Genomic DNA, 21284 nt, shown 5'->3' with positions numbered 1-21284 from the left:
TTCCCACGTCCATCCTCAGCTCAACCCCGCAGATTCACGATGTCCGCAGACCCATCCGCCAACCATCGCATCGCCACCCAAGCTCTTCACGCCGGGCAAGTCGCCGACCCGACGACGAAATCCCGTGCGGTGCCGATCTACGCAACGACGAGTTACCAGTTTGACAGCACCGAACACGCCGCAGCGTTGTTCGGACTGGCCGAGTTCGGCAATATCTACAGTCGGTTGATGAACCCGACCGTCGATGTGCTCGAAAAACGAATTGCCGCGATGGACGGCGGTGTGACCGGTTTGTGTTTCGCTTCCGGACAAGCGGCGATCACGGCAGCGGTATTGGCGATCGCCCACAGCGGCCAGAACATCATCAGCAGCACGTCGCTCTACGGCGGCACTTGGACGTTGTTCACTCAGACACTGAAGAACCTGGGCATCGAAGTCCGGTTCTTTGACGCCGACCATCCCGAAGAGATCCACAAACTCGTCGATGAGAACACGCGTTTGGTCTACATGGAAAGCATCGGCAATCCGAAGAACGACGTGCCGGATTTCAAGGCCATCACCGAGGCCGCGCACACCGCGCCCCATGGTGCCCTTCCAGTGCTGTGCGACAACACCGTGATGACGCCGTTCTTGCTCAAGCCGATCGATCACGGTGTTGATATCGTGATCTACAGCACGACCAAATTCCTGGGCGGACACGGCACCCACATCGGCGGGTGCATCGTCGACAGCGGCAATTTCAAGTGGGCCGACCAACCCGAAAAATGGCCTGAGTTTTGTGGCCCATCGCCGTCCTACCACGGTGCGGTTTTCGAGGAACATCTGCGTGGAATGGGCAACATCGCCTACAACATCCATATCCGCACGCACTGGTTACGTGATACCGGCGCGGCGATGAGCCCGTTCGCGGCATTCCTGTTTTTGCAAGGCATCGAGACATTGCATTTGCGGATGCCACGCCACTGCGAAAACGCAATGAAGGTCGCTGAATTCTTGGACGGCCACGAAGCGGTCGAGTGGGTCAACTACCCCGGATTAAAATCGCACACCCATCACGCCAATGCGGAAAAATATCTGACCCATGGCAAAGGTGCGATTCTCGGTTTCGGAATCAAGGGCGGCATGGAAGCGGGCAAGAGGTTCATCAATGCTTGCAAGTTGTGTTCGCACTTGGCCAACATCGGCGATGCGAAGACGCTCGTCATTCATCCGGCCAGCACGACGCACCAACAACTCGCCGAAGACGAACAACGCCGCGCCGGTGTGGTTCCGGAATACATTCGTGTTTCGGTCGGGATCGAGGATATCGACGATATCCTTGATGACCTCAAGCAAGCACTCGCCGTGGCGACCTCGACGCCTTGAGCACGGACGACATTCGCACCGATGCACCCTTGGTGCATGCCCAGACGGTCGTTTTTGATGAACCACTCGCGTTGGAACTCGGCGGCGAGTTGCCCGAAGTTCGATGTTGTTTCGAAACTTGGGGAACGCTCAACGCCGATGCATCCAATGCGATCTTGGTTTGCCATGCGATCTCCGGCGATTCTCACGCGGCCCGGCATGATCCCGAGGATCTGCCCGGGTGGTGGGATGGGCTGATCGGACCGGGATTGCCGATCGACACCGATCGATTCTTTGTGGTCTGTCCGAACGTGTTGGGCGGGTGCCGAGGCTCGACCGGCCCGGGGGATGTTCCCGCTGGAGCGTCACAACCCTACGGTGCCGATTTCCCTCGGATCACCATCGGTGACATGGTGGAGGCCCAGCGGCGTTTGGCCGAGCATTTGGGAATTCGCAAATGGCGGGCGATCGTGGGTGGCTCGTTGGGAGGCCATCAAGCCTTGCAGTGGGTCAGTCGCTATCCCGATGCCGCCCAAACGTGCGTGGCGATCGCAACGTCGCCCCGCTTGACGAGCCAAGCACTTGGTTTCGACGTGATCGCCCGGAACGCGATTCAGACCGACCCGCATTTTGCCGACGGTCAGTACTACGGTCGGGACAAACGTCCCGACACCGGATTGGCGATCGCGCGGATGCTCGGCCATATCACGTATTTGTCGGTCGCGGCGATGGAAGCGAAGTTCGATCCCGATCGGCACGACCCTCGCAGAATCGCTTCGCAAATGGCGTCGCAGTTCGAGCAACGTTTTAGCGTCGGGTCTTACCTCGCTCATCAAGGGCAAAAATTCACGACTCGATTCGACGCCAACAGTTACGTCACCTTGTCCCTTGCGATGGACTTGTTTGATTTGGGTGGAACACGTTTGAAATTGATGGAAACGTTTGACGAATGCACCTGTGATTTCTTGTTGGTCGGATTCAGTAGCGATTGGTTATTTCCGCCTTCACAATCCCGCGAGATCGTCAATGCGCTCACGGCATTGGACAAACGTGTTACCTACGCCGAGATCACGACCGACGCGGGGCACGATGCGTTCTTGATCGACCGGGATATGGCCACGTATGGCCCGTTGGTTCGCGAAAGGTTATCGATGCCCAGCGATTCGCCCGAGTCGACTCCGGTGCATTTGACGCTTGCCGAGGAATCCATACTTGATCTGATCGAACCGGGCAACAGTGTCTTGGACCTGGGTTGTGGTCAAGGCGAACTGTTGGCGGCCATTGCGATCCGCGACGGCCGAGCGAGCGGTCGTTTGATGGGCGTCGAAGTGGCCCAAGAGAATATCTTGGCCACGGCGGTTCGAGGAATCGATGTCATCGACTACGACCTGAACGCCGGACTACCGGCTTTCATCGACGACCAATTCGACGTCGTGGTGCTCAACGCGACTTTGCAGGCGGTTGAAAATGTCGTTGAATTACTCGATGAAATGCTTCGGGTCGGCAAACGAGCGATCATTAGTTTTCCCAATTTCGCCTACCGTCGGTTACGAGACGACTACGTCGTGCGCGGCCGATCGCCTCGAGCACCGGGGGAATTCGATTACGCTTGGCACAACACCCCCAATCGCCGGTTTCCGACGATCGCCGATGTTCATGATTTGCTGCACGACATGGGTGTAACGATCGACCGGGAAATCTATTGGGATATGATCGATTCCAAGAACGTGGCGATTGAAGGCGATCCCAACCTGAACGCGGACACCGCCGTTCTTGAGATACATCGATGATCGCAAGACAGGTTGCTCGCGTGGCCGTCTTTACAAGCCCTCGTGCGGGAAGTGGTGCGCGACGTGAACAGATTCCACGACTCCTGGAACTCCTGAACCGTGACAAAATTTCGATCGAGTTGATTCATCAGCCTCAACAGCTTCGCGATTGGATCGATCAAACGACCGTACTCGGCGGGGAGTCGCCCGGCGAGGCTTCGTCCGTGATCGTGGCGGCGGGCGGGGACGGGACGGTTACCTTGGCCGCTTCGCTCATCCATGCCACACGGGAAAACTCCGCAGCGGATCAGGCGAACTTGCCGCTGTTGGTGCCGTTGCCGTTGGGCACCGAAAATCTATTGGCGCGGTACTTCGGCCACCAAGCGGATGCCGAGCAAGTTCGCGAAACAATCTTGCGAGGTCCGATCGACTTGATCGACTTGGGATTGGTCCAACGACCAAACCAGCGATGCCATCCCATGCTGACGATGGTATCGTGTGGTTTCGATGCCGATGTGGTCCGTCGGCTTCATCTGCGTCGCAGGGGCCATATCCGTCGCTTAAGTTACCTCGGACCGATCTTACGATCGATCGGCCGTTATCGTTTCCCAGAACTGGTTGTTCAAAGCATCGACAATGACCACGTCGAGCGTGAAATACGTTGTGGCTGGGCGATGGTATTCAATCTACCCAGGTACGGTGGCGGTTTAACGATCGAACCCGACGCATTAGGCAACGACGGTTTCTTTGATGTCATCACGTTTGCGGGACGCGGAATCGCGTCGGGATTGAAATACGTGGCCGGCATCCGATCGGGTCGGCACTTGAGTGACGGCGGCGTGCAGCGTTTTCGTTCGCGAGACATTCGCATCACATCGGAACAACGTGTTCATTACCAAATCGACGGCGACTACATTGGCCGTCTACCCATCGAGATCTCAATACGACCGCACGCAATCGCCTTGCTCCTGCCGGCAGTACTCAAGTAGCACAACACAAAAAAACCTCGCCCGGATCACCGGACGAGGCTTGGTTGTTTATTGAGAAGCGAAGCGATTAGAGATTGGCAAGAATCTCGTCGATCGCATCTTGATAACCGGGGAAATCCGAAGCGTCGTTGATGGTGTTGACGAAAGCGAAATCGTCACGGCCACCAAACAATTCGACCCGGGTGCCGTTATTGCTGAATCGGATTTGGCTTGAATCAACCAATGCCGTCTGGACTCGTTGTTCCAAAGGCAGCGTATCGTCCGAATCGACAATCGTCAGCAACGCTTGATCGCGTGCACTGTTGAGCGACAGTTCGATGAGTTGAACGTCTTCAAAGCCAGTTCCGACACGATAGATCATTTGCTCGAGTCCTCCGCCTTCTCCTTCGGCAAAGACGAACAGCGAACGCTCACTTGCAGTGATCGAGGAAGGCAAGCCTTTATCGCCCGGTTGCACGGAGATGATGTTTCGTCCGCCATTGGTTAGCGGAGCGATTTCATCAAAATCCACGTTGAAACTGTCGTTTCCGGCGGTGCCGCCGGCGACGTCAATCGTGATCGAGCCGTTGCCACTATCACCACCGGCCGAGAAACCTGGTGGCAGCTCATAGCTGAGTGTGTACTCACCCGACGGGACATCTTGGAAGCTATAGCTACCGCTGGGGTCCGTGGTTGTGAAACGATCCACTAATTGACCGGACCCGTTCGCACTGCCTGGCGATCTCAAGCGAACCGAAAGACCTCCCAAGGCAACTTCGCTCGACTCGCGTTGACCGTTATTGTTGGAGTCTTGGAACAACTGACCGTCGATGTCCGAAGTCTCAAAGTTCAGAACTTCCACGGTGACCGTAGCCGTATCAGATCCACCAGCACCATCGCTCAACGTATAGGTGAAGGAGTCCGTTCCGATGAAATTACTATTAGGCGTGTAAGTAATCACATTGTTGTTGATCGTAACGGTACCATTGGCCGGCAGATTGCCTGTCGCAACGGTCACGACGGGGGTGTCGCCTTCGTTGGTCGGGTCTGGATTGTCGTTGGCCAGAACGTTGATCGCGACCGAACCGTTTTTGACGACCGTAGCGGTGTCATCTTGAGCGATCGGAGCATCGTTGACCGATCCCACGTTGATCGTCACCACCGCGCTGTCACTACCCGACGCGTTGGTTGCGGTATAGGTGATCGTGTCGGTGCCGTTGAAGTTCGCGTTGGGCGTGTAGGTCAATACACCGTTCGTGATCGAAGCGGAACCGTTATTCGGTCCAGTTGTTAAAGAAATGGTCGCCGTATCGCCAGGATCAAGATCGACCAAAGGAACCAAGTTGAGCGTCACGGGACCGCCATCTTCGGTGGCCGGCAACGTACCTGGGTTGGCAACCGGAGCGGCGACCACATCGGTAACGGTGATATTGATCGTTCGCGTTACCGAACCACCATTGCCGTCGGTAACCGTCACATTGAAGGCATCTGGTCCGTTGTAGTCTGCATTGGGCGTATACCGGATTTGACCGTTACTTTGACGCGTTGCGGTACCATTGGTCGGATTGGTAGCGACATTGGCAGTCAGCGTATCACCGTCGACATCGCTGGCCAGTGCGACCACATCGATATCAATGAAGCCGTCTTCAACGACGGTTCGATTGATTGTGGCCGGTAAAGTAGGAGCATCGTTGACCGGATTGATCGTGATCGCGATCGTACCTAAATCAAAGCCGTTCGTACCGGTCGCACGGTAAACCACCGTGGCCGTTCCGGATTGATTGTCGGCGGAATCAAAAATCAAGTTATCGCCGTTGATCGTTGCCGTACCGAGCGTGGTGGGCGTCACCGACTCGATCGTGTAGGTCGCCGTGTCGGCACCTTCGAGCGTGGTCAGGTTGCCAAGGTCGACGGTCACGTTCGGGCCATCTTCGTTGCCTGTGGCAGTGCCATCACCGGCGATCGGTGGGTCTTGGACGTCTTGAACATCGATGTTGATTACACCGTTGGTGGTTCCACCGTTGGCATCACGGACACGGTATTGGAAGCTAAAGTCGCCCATACCGGCTGCCGCGGTCGAGGTCACCTGGATTTGGTTGTTGACCAAGCTAACCTGAGCTCGCGAATCGATCGTTTGAGCGGGAAGTTCGATCGTCAAGTTCGCGGTCGGCGTTTCGACGTCGGAAGGAGCCGTGTTGCCCTCACCCGGTTGCAAGATGTTCAACGTTCGGGTTGCCCGCTCGTTGAGAACAAAATTCATGCTAGGAGCGACCGGCAAATCATTGACCGCATTGACGGTCACATTAATCACCCCAGTGTCACTGCCGATCTCGTTACTGGCAGTGTAGGTGATCGCGGCTGCGCCGTTGAAGTTCAACGCCGGCGTGAAGAAAATCTGATCACCTTCGATTCGGACGGTTCCGCTTGCGGCGGAGACAGTGGCGTTGTCCAAAGTAACAGGATCAACCCCGCTATTGACGACAATCAAGTTGTCGGCCGACAGGTCCGCGACAAGTGTTTCTGCCGCGTCCTCTTGGATTTCGACACCGTTCTTGTCCAGCGCCGTCACACCGGTCGAATTATTGACCACGTTGACAGTCACCGTCGCGGTGTCGGACAGGCCGCCCGCATCAGTGATCGTGTAAGTGAAAGTATCCGTGCCGGTGGTGGCTCCGGCATTGGGGGTATATTGGATGCGCGGTCCGACTTGGGCATCGTTGACCACGGTGACGGTTCCACGAGTCGGCAATACGTTGCCAGCCGTCGTCGGCAATGAAATCGTCAATTCACTGAGCGGTTCATTCCCACCGCCGGCATCGTCGTTGGCCAAAACGTTGATAAGCAACGGCGTACCACCAACAATCGCATTGCCGGTCGGGGCATCGTCGTTCGCAACCGGAGCATCGTTTTGCGGTGTGATCGTAACCGTGACGGTCGCGGTCGCAGCACCATCGGTCGGCGTCGCTGCGTTGTAGACAACCAGATCGGTTCCGAACGCGTTTGCATTAGGAACATAAGTGAACAAACCATTGCTATCGATCGACGCAGCACCAAGGGCACCGGTCCGGTTAGGAATGCTGTAGGTAATCGTGTCCGTGGTGGTCGACGCATTGACCACTAGTTGACGTGTCTCACCATCGACGTCGTCTTCGACGACTGTCAAACTTGCGTTCTGGGCGGTGATGCCGGTTTGGGCACCGGCAATGTTCAATCGAAACTGAGCGTCTTCGTCGAATCGAATGTCGTTCGCCGGCACGCCCTCTTTCCCACCTTCGGTACCGTAAATCAGCACACCTTCGAATGCCGTCGTCCCGCCGGCACCTGTTCGTGGCGAAGCAACTTCGGCACGGACGGTCACACCTTGCCCAGGTGCTAAAGCGACCACGGGAATACTGAAGGAGTCGTAAGCGATATCGCTATTGAACGGATCGATGATGTTCTGCAGATTGCCGATCGGACCCAACGTGCCGACTTCATCAAAAATATCGGTCCCGTTGACGTTCTGGTCGAACGATCCGATGTTGCGATTCTGTCCATAAACCTTCGGTCCGAAGCCATTGTTCTCACCCGCGCGTGTCGGGTGATTTCGCATGAAGGTTTCGTAGCGACTGACCAAAACGTCGGGATTGAATTCGCCATTTTCGAAGACGTTTTCTTCGATGATCGTAACGGTTTGCTCAACACCGCCGATGGTAAGCACCGTCACCAAACGCGGTACGTCTTCGAGGATCAAGTCGGGCGAATTGTATTCGACGGTGAACGTGTAGGGACTGGTAGTCGATGAGGTGCCACCATCGACAAGAATGTCGTCTACGCTATCGACATTCGGGTTCAACTGAATGATCGCGTTGCGAATGGAATTTTCGGCGGTCGTGTTGCTGGTACCAAAGAAGTCGCCCACGGTCGAGGTGATTCCACCAGCCCGATTGCCCTCATAGTAAAGCTCGATGGTTCCGCTCGCCGAAGCCGACGAGAGAACCGTTCGTGGCAATTGGGCACCCTGGATCTCGCCTACGGCAGGAGCGATCGCGCCGGACTGACTGACAACGAGGTCGACCACCGATTGGAAAACACCGAAGGCATCAAATCCGCGATTGTCTTGAACCGCCACTTCAATTTTAAAAACATCACCGACGTCGACGGAATAAATCGGCGAAGTAGCGCCGCCGACGCTTTCATAGGTGCCAGCGGTCGGCAACAGGGAATCGTCAAGATTGCGGGCGGAGATTTCGAACTCGACGACAAAGTTGCCCGCTTCCGCCTCACCGACGGAGTTGAGTTCGTTGATGACCATCAAGGCATCAAGCGCCGTGACTACGTGATCTTCATTGACGTCGACAAACCCAACAAACTGAACACTCTCGCTAGTCATCTCCCCTTCAGGCGACTCGTTGAGATAGTTGATGATTCGCAAAGCGTCCAGCGCGGTGACCTCACCGCTGTTATCGACGTCGTAGGCGTTCCAATAGTTATGGGCGATCGAGTAATCGTCCACGTCCTGGTAGACATCGGCGGCAGGCTCGCTGGATACCATTCCAAGGTCGCCGGCAAGTAACTGCCGATTCTCGAGGTTCTCGCTGAGCAAACGACGTTTGCTGTTGCGTGGGCCACGTGACCGATCTTCGCGGGCCTGGCGTGACTTCAACGGGCGCACGCGGCGAAGCAGGTGACGCAGATTTTTCATCTGTTTTCTCGGCAATACGGTGTGATGGGTTCGGTCGATAAGTGGGGAGAGAATCACGCCAATTCGGAAAGCGGTTCGTCGCCGACGAACTTGATTCCCAGGGGGAGAATCCTGGCTTCCCGCCCCGTGATAACGGCGGTCGGGATAGCGTAATCCAAAATCCTAACGATGGCGCAAAAATCTGATTAGCACCGCCATATTACCTAGAGCACCAGGTTTATCAACAATTCCTTGCCGCCCCGGCGAAGAAAGATGTCAGCGGTTGCGATTAGACGGGTTATTCCGCCCCCTAGTTCCCAAAAAGTTAAAGTTTTTGGGACGAAATGCCGAACTCATTCGCCCGAACAGCCGCCGGCTATCAATTCCAAGAGGTGTTTCTCGAGTTCGCCATACGGCGGCAGCGGATCGCAGCCGGTTTGCCGGGCTGTCCGCGAAGCCGCAAGAATGCCGTTGACCCGGCCGGCTCGATCAAACAGCGGCGTTACCATTAATTGGTAGCCGGGGATCTGGCCGCTGGCGTCGACGCGATACAGGATCGTTTGTCCGTATTCCCGCACACGTTTGAGCAACTCGGTGGGGATGGGGTGATCGGAAGTCGGCAAAATCTGATCGTTTTCGGCCGTATCATCCAAGTAGGTCAGGACGTCATCGGCACCGAAAATCTGACGAATCGCAAGACTCGCGTAGCGGAGGAATCTCGCGCGATCGCCAGCATGACGAAAAAGATCGGCGATCACCCGCAACCATCGCATCAGATAGGCTTGCTGCTGAGCATCGAAACTCGAGCCCAAAGTTGCCACGAGCGAGGATTCAAAATCGGCCTGAATCATCACGCCGGGATCCGTCGCCAGGCTGCCGTCGGCCAGCCCGCTGCGGTGTTCCGGCGTGCCCATTGAGAGCAACCGCCCCTCCCAATCGAGAGCATCGATCACAACGACCCAGTCATGAACGTGTAACCTCGAGAAGCCTTCGATCCAGCAAGTCTTCGCTGGCAAGAGGACTCGGCTGGTATCAATGCCGATCGTGCAATTGCGGCTGGTGTTGGTGACGCGGAATCCGCCTTCGACGAGCGGCTCGATCCGAACGTGTTCACGCGAAATGTGTGAGTCCGATCGAGGTGAAAGGACGAGACGGTCACCGTCGTTTTGCCGGACCTTTGCGATCGGTTCCGGATCGCCGGTTCGTTGCCGCCCGATAACGATCAAACGATCGATCGGCATTTGAAACCGCGAGCGTCCCTCGTGGAAAACTTCCAGCATCCCGCGCGGAGGTGAAGAAGCAGCAATTGTCGGTTCGTTGGACATGACGCTATGTTAGACTTTCTCGGAAGAGGGGGGCTGCCCCAGTAAGGATATCCGTATCGCCGCGAACCCGTCATCTCGATCATGAACGAACCGTCCAACGATCCCCAGACGGATCCATTCGCAACGCAATCCGGCGAAATTTCAACGCCGGATCCCGGCCTTGCGTCATTGGATACCGTCGGCGACCTCACGCCGGTCCATGCGAATGCGCCCGACCGCACCGGCGATTCGAGATTGAGGTTCCGGATTCTACGTGCTCACGCCAAAGGTGGGCTGGGCCAGGTCTTGGTCGCCCAGGACACGGAACTCCGACGCCAGGTCGCGGTCAAGGAGATCCAGTCTCAATATGCCGACATGGATGAAAGCCAAAATCGGTTTATCTTCGAAGCCGAAGTGACCGGGCGATTGGAACATCCTGGGATCGTTCCCGTTTATGCATTGGGACGGTACGAAGACGGACGTCCCTACTACGCGATGCGATTCATTACCGGCACCGCGATGAGCGTCGCGATCGACAAATTGCACGCCTGTGATGATCCCGAACAAGCCCACCGGCAACTTCGTGACTTGTTGCAACGATTCGTGACGGTCTGCAATACGATCGAATTCGCTCACAGTCGCGGATACTTGCATCGCGACCTCAAGCCCGCCAACATCATGCTCGGTGAATACGCCGAAACGCTCGTCGTCGATTGGGGGCTCGCCAAACAAATCGGGAGCAACGCCTCCCATTTCGGAAACCAGGATGTGTCCACCACGGAACAGTCGGTCGTGCCTCCCAGTTTTGTCGTGCCTTCCAGTTTTGATATCGATCTGGATGCCGCCTTGAATGCCGATACGGATGCGGGAAACCAAGCAGACGGCGAGGTCGATGAGCATGCCACAATGGTGAACTCTGCCGCCACGCCGAAGAATACCCCGACCCCCAAGAATGACAGCCACGGTCGCGAGGGCGCGCGAACTCGAGTCGGTCGAATCGTTGGCACGCCCCAATACATGGCTCCCGAACAGGCCACCGGAAACATCGCTCGAGTCGGACCACAGTCGGACGTTTATTCCTTAGGCGCGACGCTGTATCAGATCCTGACCGGCCGAGCGCCGTTGTCTTCTGAGAAAAAAATATCCATCAACGAACTGCTGCAACGAGTCGCGGCGGGCGACATCCCGGCGACGGTCGAAATCAACCCTCGCGTCCCCAAACCGCTCGATGCGATTTGTCGTCATGCCATGCGGCGGGATCTCGACGATCGCTATCAGTCGGCCCGCGATCTGGCAAGGGATATTGAAAACTACCTAGCCGATGATCCGATTTCGGTCGTTCCCGAGACAGCACTTCGCCGCGCCGGACGGTGGACTCGCAAACACCGAGGCGTGACCGCAACAATCGGAGGCGCGATCATTGCGATCGCGATGGTCTCAACGGCGTTCTATGGTGTCACACAAACGGCGCTCAATCGAACCGAACGCTATCTAGCGATCTCGCAGCTGCAACAACAATTCGACACGCAGATCAGCGTTGAAGAGCGACGCCTGAATCAACCCGCTATCGCCGCAGACCAAATCCCGATCGCCGACGAATTGATCGACCAGGGACGCGAACTGATCCAACAGATCGAATCCTTACAAAGCGTCGAACAACCGGGATTCGTTGACCGCAATCGTAGATTCGCGTTGTTACAGACTTGGACTTCCAGTCTCGACAAACTGAATCGACAACGCCTCAGCCGCGAACTTCAGGAGACGCTGGTCGCGGAAGTCGGTCGGTTGCGTGAGCATTTTCCCTTTCCCGACGAAGTGAGTTTTGACTCCGAGGTGAACCGACTCGAAGCGGTCGCGAAAGAACGCATCGGTCAGTGGTATCGACTCGAACGCCCTGCGTTGACCCCCGATCGTTTTTCTCTGGTCGACAACGGCCAAGCTGACGACCACGTGTTTTTGCTCAAGAACGGTGAGTCCAACGAGGTGCTGTTGGCCGATACGCCCGCCGGCAACGTTCAATTTTCCGCTCGATTCGCAGGCGACTGGACCGATGCTCGCGTGATCGGCCTAGTCATCAACGCCACCGACGATTCCGGATATCGTTTTTTGATCGCCGATCAGGACTATCACCCCGTCTACGGCGCCGACACGTTGCCGACGATCCCGCAATCCGATCGGCTTGGAAGGTTGTGCGCGATGATCGTTCGGGGTGACGACATCCTGCGGGTTCAGCCGATCAAGTTGGGGCCATCGCCGGAGAAATTGACCGTTCGCCGTGAGCGTGGCACCTTGTTGACGCTCGTCTATGGCGACGCACAAATTCGATTCGAGGATTTGTTTCCACTGTCTCCGGAAGTCCCCGGCAAGATCGGCGTCGTCGGTGCGCCGGGGGTCACGTTGGCGGACTTGGAACTGGAGACACAACGCGATACCAAGTCCGGATCGCTGATCGCCGATTTGCCTGAACTGGACGCGATCGACATCGGTGACCGCGCGTTCGCCGAGGGCGACTGGGTCGCCGCGCGGGAAGCTTACGAACGTCTGCCCGACGATGTCGAAGCGCTCGCCAAACGAGCCCTCGTGTTGGAATACCTTGACCCGGATGCCTACGAAAACGCGTTGCGGGCGATCATCCGCGACCATGCTCCCGAAGGCGTCCAAGCCCCCCGCGATCGGCAGTGGTATTTGTACGCCGGCGTGCGTTTGTTCTTGCACTACCTCGATCAAGACGACCAACAAGAACCAGCCACCTCGGTGCTCTCGCGGCTCAATGTGAATTATTCACTCGAAGACGTCCAAGCGTTGATTCCGGAATCACAGCGGCAACGATTCAGCCAAGCGTTGCTCAAGCCGGGCAAGCGAACGCGGGTATTATTCGACAACCAAGGTGAAATCGAATCGCTCGACGGGGTGATCGAACTGTTCAGTAACAACCCACAGTGGCGCCGGCTCGCTTATTGGCGAAAAGCCGACACGATTCGATACGATTGGGACCGTTCGCCGCAGGAGTGCCGCGATGAAGCCCGCGTGATCTTGGACCGGTTGATCAACGAAATCGAAAGCGATCGTGACGCCGACGAGCTGACCGTGGTGACACTCGTCGGTGATCGGATTTGGTTGGATATCTTGGACGCGAACTTCGAGAACGGGCACGCCCTGTTGCAACGCTTTTTACCCGAACCAGGCGTTCCGATCCCCTCGGCCCGTTTGCCGCTGTTGATCGAGCGGGCTCGTTTGTTGATCGCGCAAGCCGACCAACTTGCCGACGACGTCCAAGATACGGCCCGAAAGGAATGGCTCGATCAAGCCCACGAAGATTTGATCACGTTCACGTCGCGGGTCGATCCCGCCGACCCGCCTGAAGGGATTCACTACACGCATTTTGGCAACGCGTGCGCGATCCTCGGCTTGGTCGACCAGCGCCGAGGCAACGAGGAATCGGCCACCCAGTGGTATCAACGTGGACGCCGTCGCAATTGGGGACCGTACGTGTTCGATACGCAGCGCATCATCACCGCCCGCGGTGCCGAGATGATTTTGGAAACCGAGACGCCGGAACCTTTCTTGGCGGCTCGCACCGACGGCTATCGCGGGGACGAATGGAAAGAGATCGCCGACGAGTTATTGGCCGGCTCGGGGCTGAACGATTTCGCGATTCGCAATCTGATCTTCAACAGCGAGCAGTTGCCCGACGAGTGGATCGAATTGGTTGCCGAAAAAGTTTTCAGCGGCCCACGCGGCCGGAAGATTTCCGATCAATCTCTGTTGCATCAAATCCCACTCAAGGACACCAACAAACAGGGCGTCGCGTTGATCCTGTATCAAGCGGTCTTGCATCTCACCTTAGGTGGTGAGGAAGCGTTGGTGCGTTATCCGGAGTTGGATGAGATGCTGTTCGAACGATGCGAACGGCTGATCCGAGCGTATGAAAATGGCAAGTTCCAGACCAACGAGATGGCCTTCATTTTGGCCGCATTCACGGGCAGTTGGAACGATCGGTCCTTCTCGAGCCTTAAGGAATCACTCGGGGACGACGATCTAGCGGCGGGCTTGGGCATGATCTTCGCTTTGATCCAGCTCGTAAAAGAAAACGATTTCGACAAATTCTCCGCCATCGTGGAAAAGCATTTGCGGCCACACGCCGCCGAACTACCATCCCTCTACTTGCAGATTTGCGACGACAAGACGGCGGGCTACCGTGAACAATCGAAATAGAAAGATCCACTGATGCGAACCGTTATCTTTTGCCTGCTGCTGATTGCTGCGACGATCATTCCCGTTCGGGCCGCCGAACAGGATCGTGTTTCGCCGATCCTTCCGCCCGAGGCATTGCTGTATTTCCAGATTCCCGACTGGAACGCGTTGAAGGACCAAGCCGAGTCGCTACCGATGGGGCAGTTGTATCTTTCCAAACCCATGGAAGCGTTTAGAGAGCAACTGCAAGAACACGGGGGGACTTATCTGTTGAAAACATTCGGGGTGGATCTCGCGACGGTCGACCAATACATCGACGACCAATTCGTGGTGGTCGGTCTGCCCGGTGACGACGGCGTGCTGACCTTCACGACTTTTGTGCAAACCGATAGCAACGAGTCGGCACAGCGGCTGATTCAACAAACAGCGGGATTGCTGCAAGAGTTCGGCATCGCGACGGCATCGGCCGACTCGCAACTTCCCGAGTTGGCGTTCCCAAAAGGCACCCTCATCGCCGAGTTGCCAAAACGCGTCGGCGATTCCTTCTCGGGCGGACCGTTGCTGATGTGTGCTTTAGATCAGTGCGTCGTCTTGGGACGCGATGTCGGTGCGACCAAGAGGCTAGTCGATCGATGGAGGTCCGCTGAGGATGACTCCGCCCTTCTTGAAACGGAAGAATGTCGAACCGTTCTTGAACCACTCCAACGTACCGACGGAAATTTATTCCTTTGGTACTTCGATCCGATCCGCTGGGGCGCCAACAGTCAGCCACCGCCTGAAGGTGTCGACATCGCTGCCGAATCAACGGCCGCCGACTCAACCACAACGGACGCGATCGAGTCCTGGCGTCCGTTCGCAATGCGTCACGGGTTCGCGGGGCTACAGGCGATCGGTGGCGCCGGTTGGGTGAACCCAGAGAACCAGCACTTGGAATTTCGCATCCGCGTTCAAGCCCCCGGTCCGCGCGAGGGCAGTATGAAGATGTTTGACTTTCCGCCGGGCGATCTCTCGTTTCCATCTTTCATCCATGACGACGCCAAAGTCGCCACCGTGGTGCGATGGAACGTTGGCCAGATTTTGAAAAACGTGCAGGAGGTGTTTGACGACATTACCGACGCGCCGGGCGCATTCGAAGCCACCATGGCCGATCTCAAGAACGAACTCAACGTCGATCTGCGTGAAGAGATGATGCCGATGCTCGGACCCAAGATCGTCGTGATGAGTGATTATATCGAGGCGGACGAATTGGACGCCACAATGATCGCGATCGACATCCGAGACCCCGCCGTCAATGAAGCGAAAGTCGCCCGCATGATCTACCAGTTGCTCGTCGGCGATACCGAATCACGTCGTATGAAAGTGCCCGGTCAACGATACGAGTTGTGGCGAATGAAACTGATGGTCGGCAACGGCAAGTCGCCATTCTCCGAAGCCGGATTGATGGTCGCCGATGGAAGGTTATGGATCGGCACTCATGCGTCGACCCTGCGGCAACATTTGCTCAAACGGGGTGGCAAGCCGCTCAGCGAAACGACATTGCACCGCGACTATCTGGCGATGATGAAGAATCGTTTCGGTTCAGAAACCTTCGGCGTCTCGCTTTCAAAGATGTATGAGGATTCCAAGTACGCCTACGAAACATTGCGAGTCCGTGGCCCGAAGGGACTCGAAGAAGTCGAAAGTATGTACTCCGTGCTACTGCAGATCATTCTCGACGAAGACAAAAGTCCGATCGACTTCACAACGCTGCCGCCATTTTCCGAGATCCAACAATACCTGCACAACTTGATCATCTACAGCGACAACAGCGATCAGGGTTGGGAACTTCACGGTATCGTGATGGAGGGACGATGATGAATTACCGAGCGCTGAGCCTTTGGTTCATCATCACTTCATTGATACCCTGCGCGGCCGCAGAGCCGGACTGGCAGCGGATCGCTAGTGAAGCCACGTTTCAACCTCCCGGCGAAAACGAATGGGAAGCCGCCAAACAAAACGTGTCGGCGGCCATCGGTTTGGTCGACACTTATCTGCGGCAAGCCGATCCGTCGGGGCACTGGCGAGAATATCTGGAACTGGACCAGACTCGATCGGCCGTCGCCGCTCTGCGTTTGCCTAGCCCACCCGCGTCAACGCCGACCGATGAAACGGACAACTTCGTTGAAACGGACGAGGATGACTTACCGATCGAGGCTCCTGTTGATCCGGCGATCGATGCACTCCGCACCACACTCGGGCGATCCATCGGCAAACACCCTGGATTGGAACGCCCTCCGGTGATCGCGATGCGACAGGCGATCAAAGTACTACTGGACATCCATCGTCGGTTGAGTCTTCGGTCGATCGAAAACCAGTTCAGTGAAAAACGCTCTGAACTGATGGAGTTGTTTGCGGACACGAGCACATCGCGAGATGCCGATTGGTATCGCGGTGTACTTCCATTGGATTCGTGGCTCGACGAAAACAGCCAAGCGATCGATCTTACCGTCGCGGCTAAACGCCATTGGTCGCGTCCCAATCTGCACGCGAGGATCAGCGATGTGGCGTTATCGAAGATCACCGAGCGGCTCGTCAATGAGACCGAACCGATTCGCCAGTGGGACGAAGGTCGTTTGATTACCGGCCAGGCCGTCGCCACCGGGATCGCCCGGATGATTCCGGTCGCTGACCCGAATTCGCCGATCTCGCCGGCTCACGCCGAGTGCCGGATCGTCTTCGACGGGAACATCCATTCGACACTCAACGGTTCCGAAGGCCCGGTGATTTTTCGACTCGCAGGGGTAACCCGATTGCACGTCGAACAACCCGTCTACCTTTCCGAAGACGCATTCGATCTGCAAGCCACCTTGCCCTCATCGTCGACCGATTTATGGACCGACTGTGTCACGACCAAACGCAACGGCATCGCCAGCAATTTAATTCGAAAGATCGCGACCAAAATGATCGCGAAAGAACATCCCGAGGCGCGAGCGGATTTGGACAAGGAGTCGCGAAGTAAATTTGTCGAGCAGTTTCAAGCAGACGTGGCCGATGAGATGATGGAGGCGTTCAACGATTTGCGTGAAGACGTATTGATGCCTTTGGATCGATACGACGTGCGGCCGGACGATTTTCGATTCTCCGCTGATGCCTCTCAACTGGGTATCTCGATGACGCTCAACGGCGGATTCGGTTTGGGGGCGCCGTTTCCGCCTCCGCCTCAAGCCTTTGATGGCGATCTGGGAGTTCAGTTGCACGAGACCGTCATCAATCGACTGGCCCAACGAATGTTGGCCGGTGAACGAATCGCCGATTTTCAAGAACTCGCCAAGTCGTCTGGCTTCAAACTGACGCCGCAACAGTTCGACGAGATTCCTCGAGACATCGCGATCGTGTTCGCGGACGATCGACCGATTACCGCTCGTTTTGAAAACAACGTTCTCGAGTTGACGGTCCGCGGCCGACGGTATGAACTCGGCCGAGCGAACTTAGTCGCGATGAATGCGGTAGTGCGTTACCGCGTCAGTGTGCGGAACGGACAATTGCATCTTGAACTGGACGGACCGCCGGAAGTGCTGCCGCCGAAATCGGGCAAAAGCGGCCGGTTCTTTCTGCAACGCAACGTGTTGGCCAAACGAATGGAAAAGGAACTTCCCAAGACGGCCGACGTGGAGGGTTTTGAACTACCCGAACCGGCCGATCGACTCGGTCGAGCCAATTTCTCCTCCGTCGATGCGAGCGACGGATGGTTGAATATTCAGTTCAAGGGATCGTGATCTCGGTCCAAGTCCCGTTGATCAGACGTTGTTGAGGTTGGAAACGTGACTTGTAGTTCAGGTGCGGGTTGGAGGCGACATACAAGCCCAAGTAAACCCAACGTCGCTGGTGCGATTGCGCCCATCGGATCTGTTGCAACACGGCCAACGTTCCCGGGCTGTAGCGAGATGCGGAGGGATCGAAGTGCGTGTACACGGCGCTGACGCTTTGCAGCCCCACGTCCATGATCGAGACGCCGATCAACCGTTCACCTTGTTTGATCTCCAGTTCGATCGTCGGCCAACACGTTTCGGTCAAAAAAGCGTGATAATCCACCTCATCGATCGGCGGACTGGTGCCCAGATTGCGACCGGTTCGATGCTCGTTGTAAAGCCGCACACGAGTCTCGTCGACGATCGGTCGCCGCCACGTCATCGTGAGGTCCTTGTCCGCCCGCTTGAGAACTCGTTTCATGGACGTCGACCAATCGAATCGATCTGCTTCGATTCGCGTCGGCTCGCACGCGTGACAGGGCGCGCAACGGGTGTAGTACAAAAGGTTCCCGCTGCGCCGAAAGCCTCCGGCGAGCAAGCGATCGACGTCGGAGCCGCTTAGTTCGGTGACCGGATAGAACAACGGCATCCGTGCGGTCATCGAGTCCAGGTACGGACACGGCGACGGTGCGTCCTGGACGATCATCAAGCGATCACGAAGCGAAGCCGCTTGCCCGGGAAAACCGTCATTTTGAATCGCGGACACTGGGATCGCTTGGGTTGAAAATCAAAGATAACCGGAACGCACAACTGGCGATCTTGATTCTAAGACGATGACCCCTGCAGGTGAAGGTTCGTCGCCTCAAAACACCCACCGATGAAAGCCCGATGAAAGCCCCTTGAAAGAGCGACCACTGATTGACGAAGGCGGATAATCGAGTCCACTAGTACCCATCATCCCGCCCCCGCAACGCCTTTTTGCGATCTTCATGCCGTCCCATCCACTCGACAATTCCGCCATCGCCTCCGTTTTCGAGGAACTCGCCGAACTTCTCGAATTTCGGGGGGAAAACCCGTTCCGAATTCGTGCCTATCAAAACGGTGCTCGGGCGATTCGCGATTTGGACGAACCGATCGCCAACATCGCCGAGGACGAAAACCGTGACCTCGCGTCGCTCTCCGGGATCGGCAAAACGCTGGCCGAAAAGATCCACACGTTGCTCGACACCGGCGAATTACCGCAACTGAACGAACTGCGTGAGGCCGTCCCTGAGATCGTGATCGCGATGTCGCGGATTCCCGGTTTGGGGGCAAAAAAAGCCAGCAAGCTGCATCAAGAACTGAGTATCAAGTCGCTCGATGACCTGGCCGCCGCGTGTCGCGAAGGACGCATCGCCGTTTTGAAAGGATTCGGTAAGAAAACCGAAAGCTCGATCCTCGAAGGACTCGCGATCGCCCAAGCCGCCGCCGAGCGTGTGTATTGGTCCAAGGCCGACGAAATCGCGGGCGAGATACAACTCCACATGTCGCAGTGTTCGGCAATTTCGAAAATGCAGTGGGCGGGCAGCTATCGGCGTGGACGCGAAACGGTCGGCGATTTGGACTTGCTCGCCGTCGCCGGAGATCGCGATGCCGCATTCGACCATTTTGAATCCTTCTCCGGTCGCTCGTCGACCATCGCCCGAGGCGATACCAAAATGTCCATTCGTGTGGGCAAGGCATTCCAAGTCGACATGCGTTTGGTCGAGCCGGATCAGTTCGGTGCGGCGCTTCAGTACTTCACCGGCAGCCAAGCGCACAACATTCACGTCCGGCGACTGGCCAAGGATCGCGGACTGAAAATCAACGAGTACGGTGTCTTCCGCATCGACGATGACGCACGTGTCGCGGGAGCGACGGAAGAAGACGTCTACGCCGCCATTGGTTTACCAGTCATTGCGCCCGAGCTTCGCGAGGACCGTCACGAATTCGACTGGGCGGCCAAGGGAACGCTGCCCGAACTGATTCAAACCAGTGACATCCAGGGCGACCTGCACATGCACACGTCCGCCACCGACGGCCAAAACACCATCCGCGAGATGGCCGACGCGGCGATCGCTCAGGGCTTGAAATACATCGCGATTACCGATCACAGTAAGCGTGTCACGATGGCCGGCGGGCTCGATGGCGAGCGGTTGCTCGCCCAGTGGAAGATCATCGACGAAGTACGACCGGAATACGAAGGTCGCTTGGAGATCTTGAAAGGCATCGAGTGCGACATCCTCGAATCCGGGGGGATGGACCTGCCCGATGAGGTGCTCGTACGAGGCGACTGGATTTTGGCCAGCGTTCACTACGGCCAAAAGCAACCGCGAGACCAGATCACCGATCGCATTTTAGGTGCGATCGAGCACCCTCTCGTCGACTGCATCGCGCACCCGACCGGCCGGATTTTGAATCGACGCGACGCCTACCAGGTCGACATGGACGCCGTGATGCAAGCCGCCAAGGAGCACGGTAAGTTATTGGAACTCAACGCCAACCCGGCACGGTTGGACCTCAACGACGTCCACTTGGCGGCGGCGAAGCGGATCGGCATTCCGATCGTGATCAACACGGACGCACACAGCATCCACGGGCTCGAAGTGATGCGATTCGGGATCAAGCAAGCCCGCCGCGGCGGCCTGACCGCCGCCGACGTGGCCAACACGTTGACCTACGAGCAGTTCGAGAGAGCATTTCGGCGTTTCTAGCCCGGCTTAATCATAACCCGCCCAGTAAGGGCGTGTTGATTGAATTAGCCGTACCGCGTTAGCGGGCTGTTGATTTAGTTTGCATTGCAACCCGAAGCGTGAGTTTTGAAGTTGCGATTTTGCCTGTGGCATTGGTTTATCGTAACCCGACGCGTAAGCGAGGGATGAGTCAATATCAATTATCCCTCGCTTACGCTGCGGGTTACGAAAAAAGCGCAACTTCAAAAAGCGTGAGCGAGGGATACATACAGAGGATTTAATAGCGTTCAATCCCTCGCTGACGCTTCGGGTTACGATTAAATCAACAGCCCGTTAGCGGCGGTTCACCGGACGCCAACCAGGGCTAACGCTTGACCGCTTAAAAGTTGGGGTTGCGGCGACTTCTGGTTTCGCAAGTTTGGCACCACGCCGTTCGGCGAAGCGAGCGGAGGTTAGTGCGGTTTTCGGGCCAAAGGCTTTTCTAGCATGGTCAAGAGCCTTTCTGAAGATTGTTTTGTTAGTGTCTTTGCGCACCGCTTTCAGGCTGTTTTTGATTCGTTTCAAAAACTTGCGGGGTGCTTTCGTCTTTCAAGTCGCGAGGGT

General features: G+C 56.6%; 10 protein-coding genes. 7 read left to right on the top strand and 3 right to left on the bottom strand.

Annotated features, from left to right (window positions below; all coding sequences use genetic code 11):
• The first annotated feature begins 39 nt into the window (after positions 1–39).
• From Pla100_RS00055 to Pla100_RS00045, 3 genes are read left to right on the top strand one after another with little or no spacing between them, the layout of a single operon-like run.
• The gene (locus tag Pla100_RS00055) at positions 40–1365 is read left to right on the top strand and encodes an O-acetylhomoserine aminocarboxypropyltransferase/cysteine synthase family protein (RefSeq protein WP_146575678.1); all 1326 of its coding nucleotides are present in this window, start codon (positions 40–42) and stop codon (positions 1363–1365) included.
• A complete protein-coding gene (gene metX, locus Pla100_RS00050) occupies positions 1362–3134 on the top strand; it encodes a homoserine O-acetyltransferase MetX (RefSeq protein ID WP_146575677.1) in 1773 nt (590 codons plus the stop codon). Before Pla100_RS00055 ends, metX begins: the two co-directional genes overlap by 4 nt.
• The gene (locus Pla100_RS00045) at positions 3131–4102 is read left to right on the top strand and encodes a diacylglycerol/lipid kinase family protein (protein WP_146575676.1); all 972 of its coding nucleotides are present in this window, start codon (positions 3131–3133) and stop codon (positions 4100–4102) included. Before metX ends, Pla100_RS00045 begins: the two co-directional genes overlap by 4 nt.
• A 67-nt stretch (positions 4103–4169) precedes the next feature.
• Here the strand turns inward: Pla100_RS00045 and Pla100_RS00040 are convergent, their stop codons facing one another.
• Positions 4170–8765 carry an Ig-like domain-containing protein gene (locus Pla100_RS00040; protein WP_146575675.1) on the bottom strand — a complete coding sequence of 1532 codons (4596 nt, stop codon included), beginning with the start codon at positions 8763–8765 and terminating at the stop codon, positions 4170–4172.
• 332 nt (positions 8766–9097) lie between these two features.
• Complete coding sequence (locus tag Pla100_RS00035) at positions 9098–10069, bottom strand: hypothetical protein (protein ID WP_146575674.1); 972 nt, start codon at positions 10067–10069, stop codon at positions 9098–9100.
• Between the two features lie 81 nt (positions 10070–10150).
• Here Pla100_RS00035 and Pla100_RS00030 point away from each other — a divergent pair, with 81 nt between their 5' ends.
• From Pla100_RS00030 to Pla100_RS00020, 3 genes are read left to right on the top strand one after another with little or no spacing between them, the layout of a single operon-like run.
• Positions 10151–14263 (top strand): serine/threonine-protein kinase, encoded by a 4113-nt coding sequence (locus Pla100_RS00030; RefSeq protein WP_146575673.1) that lies wholly within the window; start codon positions 10151–10153, stop codon positions 14261–14263.
• Positions 14264–14275: 12 nt separating this feature from the next.
• Entirely contained in the window at positions 14276–16096 is a 1821-nt protein-coding gene (locus tag Pla100_RS00025; protein ID WP_146575672.1) for a hypothetical protein, read from the top strand.
• Positions 16093–17997, top strand: coding sequence for a hypothetical protein (locus Pla100_RS00020; protein ID WP_146575671.1), 1905 nt, complete (start codon positions 16093–16095; stop codon positions 17995–17997). Before Pla100_RS00025 ends, Pla100_RS00020 begins: the two co-directional genes overlap by 4 nt.
• On the opposite strand, the gene Pla100_RS00015 is transcribed toward Pla100_RS00020, so the two are convergent.
• Complete coding sequence (locus Pla100_RS00015) at positions 17984–18736, bottom strand: arginyltransferase (RefSeq protein WP_231602483.1); 753 nt, start codon at positions 18734–18736, stop codon at positions 17984–17986. The two genes, Pla100_RS00020 and Pla100_RS00015, sit on opposite strands and share 14 nt — an antisense overlap.
• 223 nt (positions 18737–18959) lie before the next feature.
• On the opposite strand from Pla100_RS00015, the gene polX reads away from it, so the two are divergent.
• Positions 18960–20702, top strand: coding sequence for a DNA polymerase/3'-5' exonuclease PolX (gene polX, locus Pla100_RS00010; RefSeq protein ID WP_146575670.1), 1743 nt, complete (start codon positions 18960–18962; stop codon positions 20700–20702).
• Positions 20703–21284: the final 582 nt, after the last annotated feature.

The organism is Neorhodopirellula pilleata, assembly GCF_007859915.1.
Taxonomy (GTDB): domain Bacteria; phylum Planctomycetota; class Planctomycetia; order Pirellulales; family Pirellulaceae; genus Rhodopirellula; species Rhodopirellula pilleata.
This window is presented reverse-complemented; position numbering and strand designations above follow the sequence as displayed.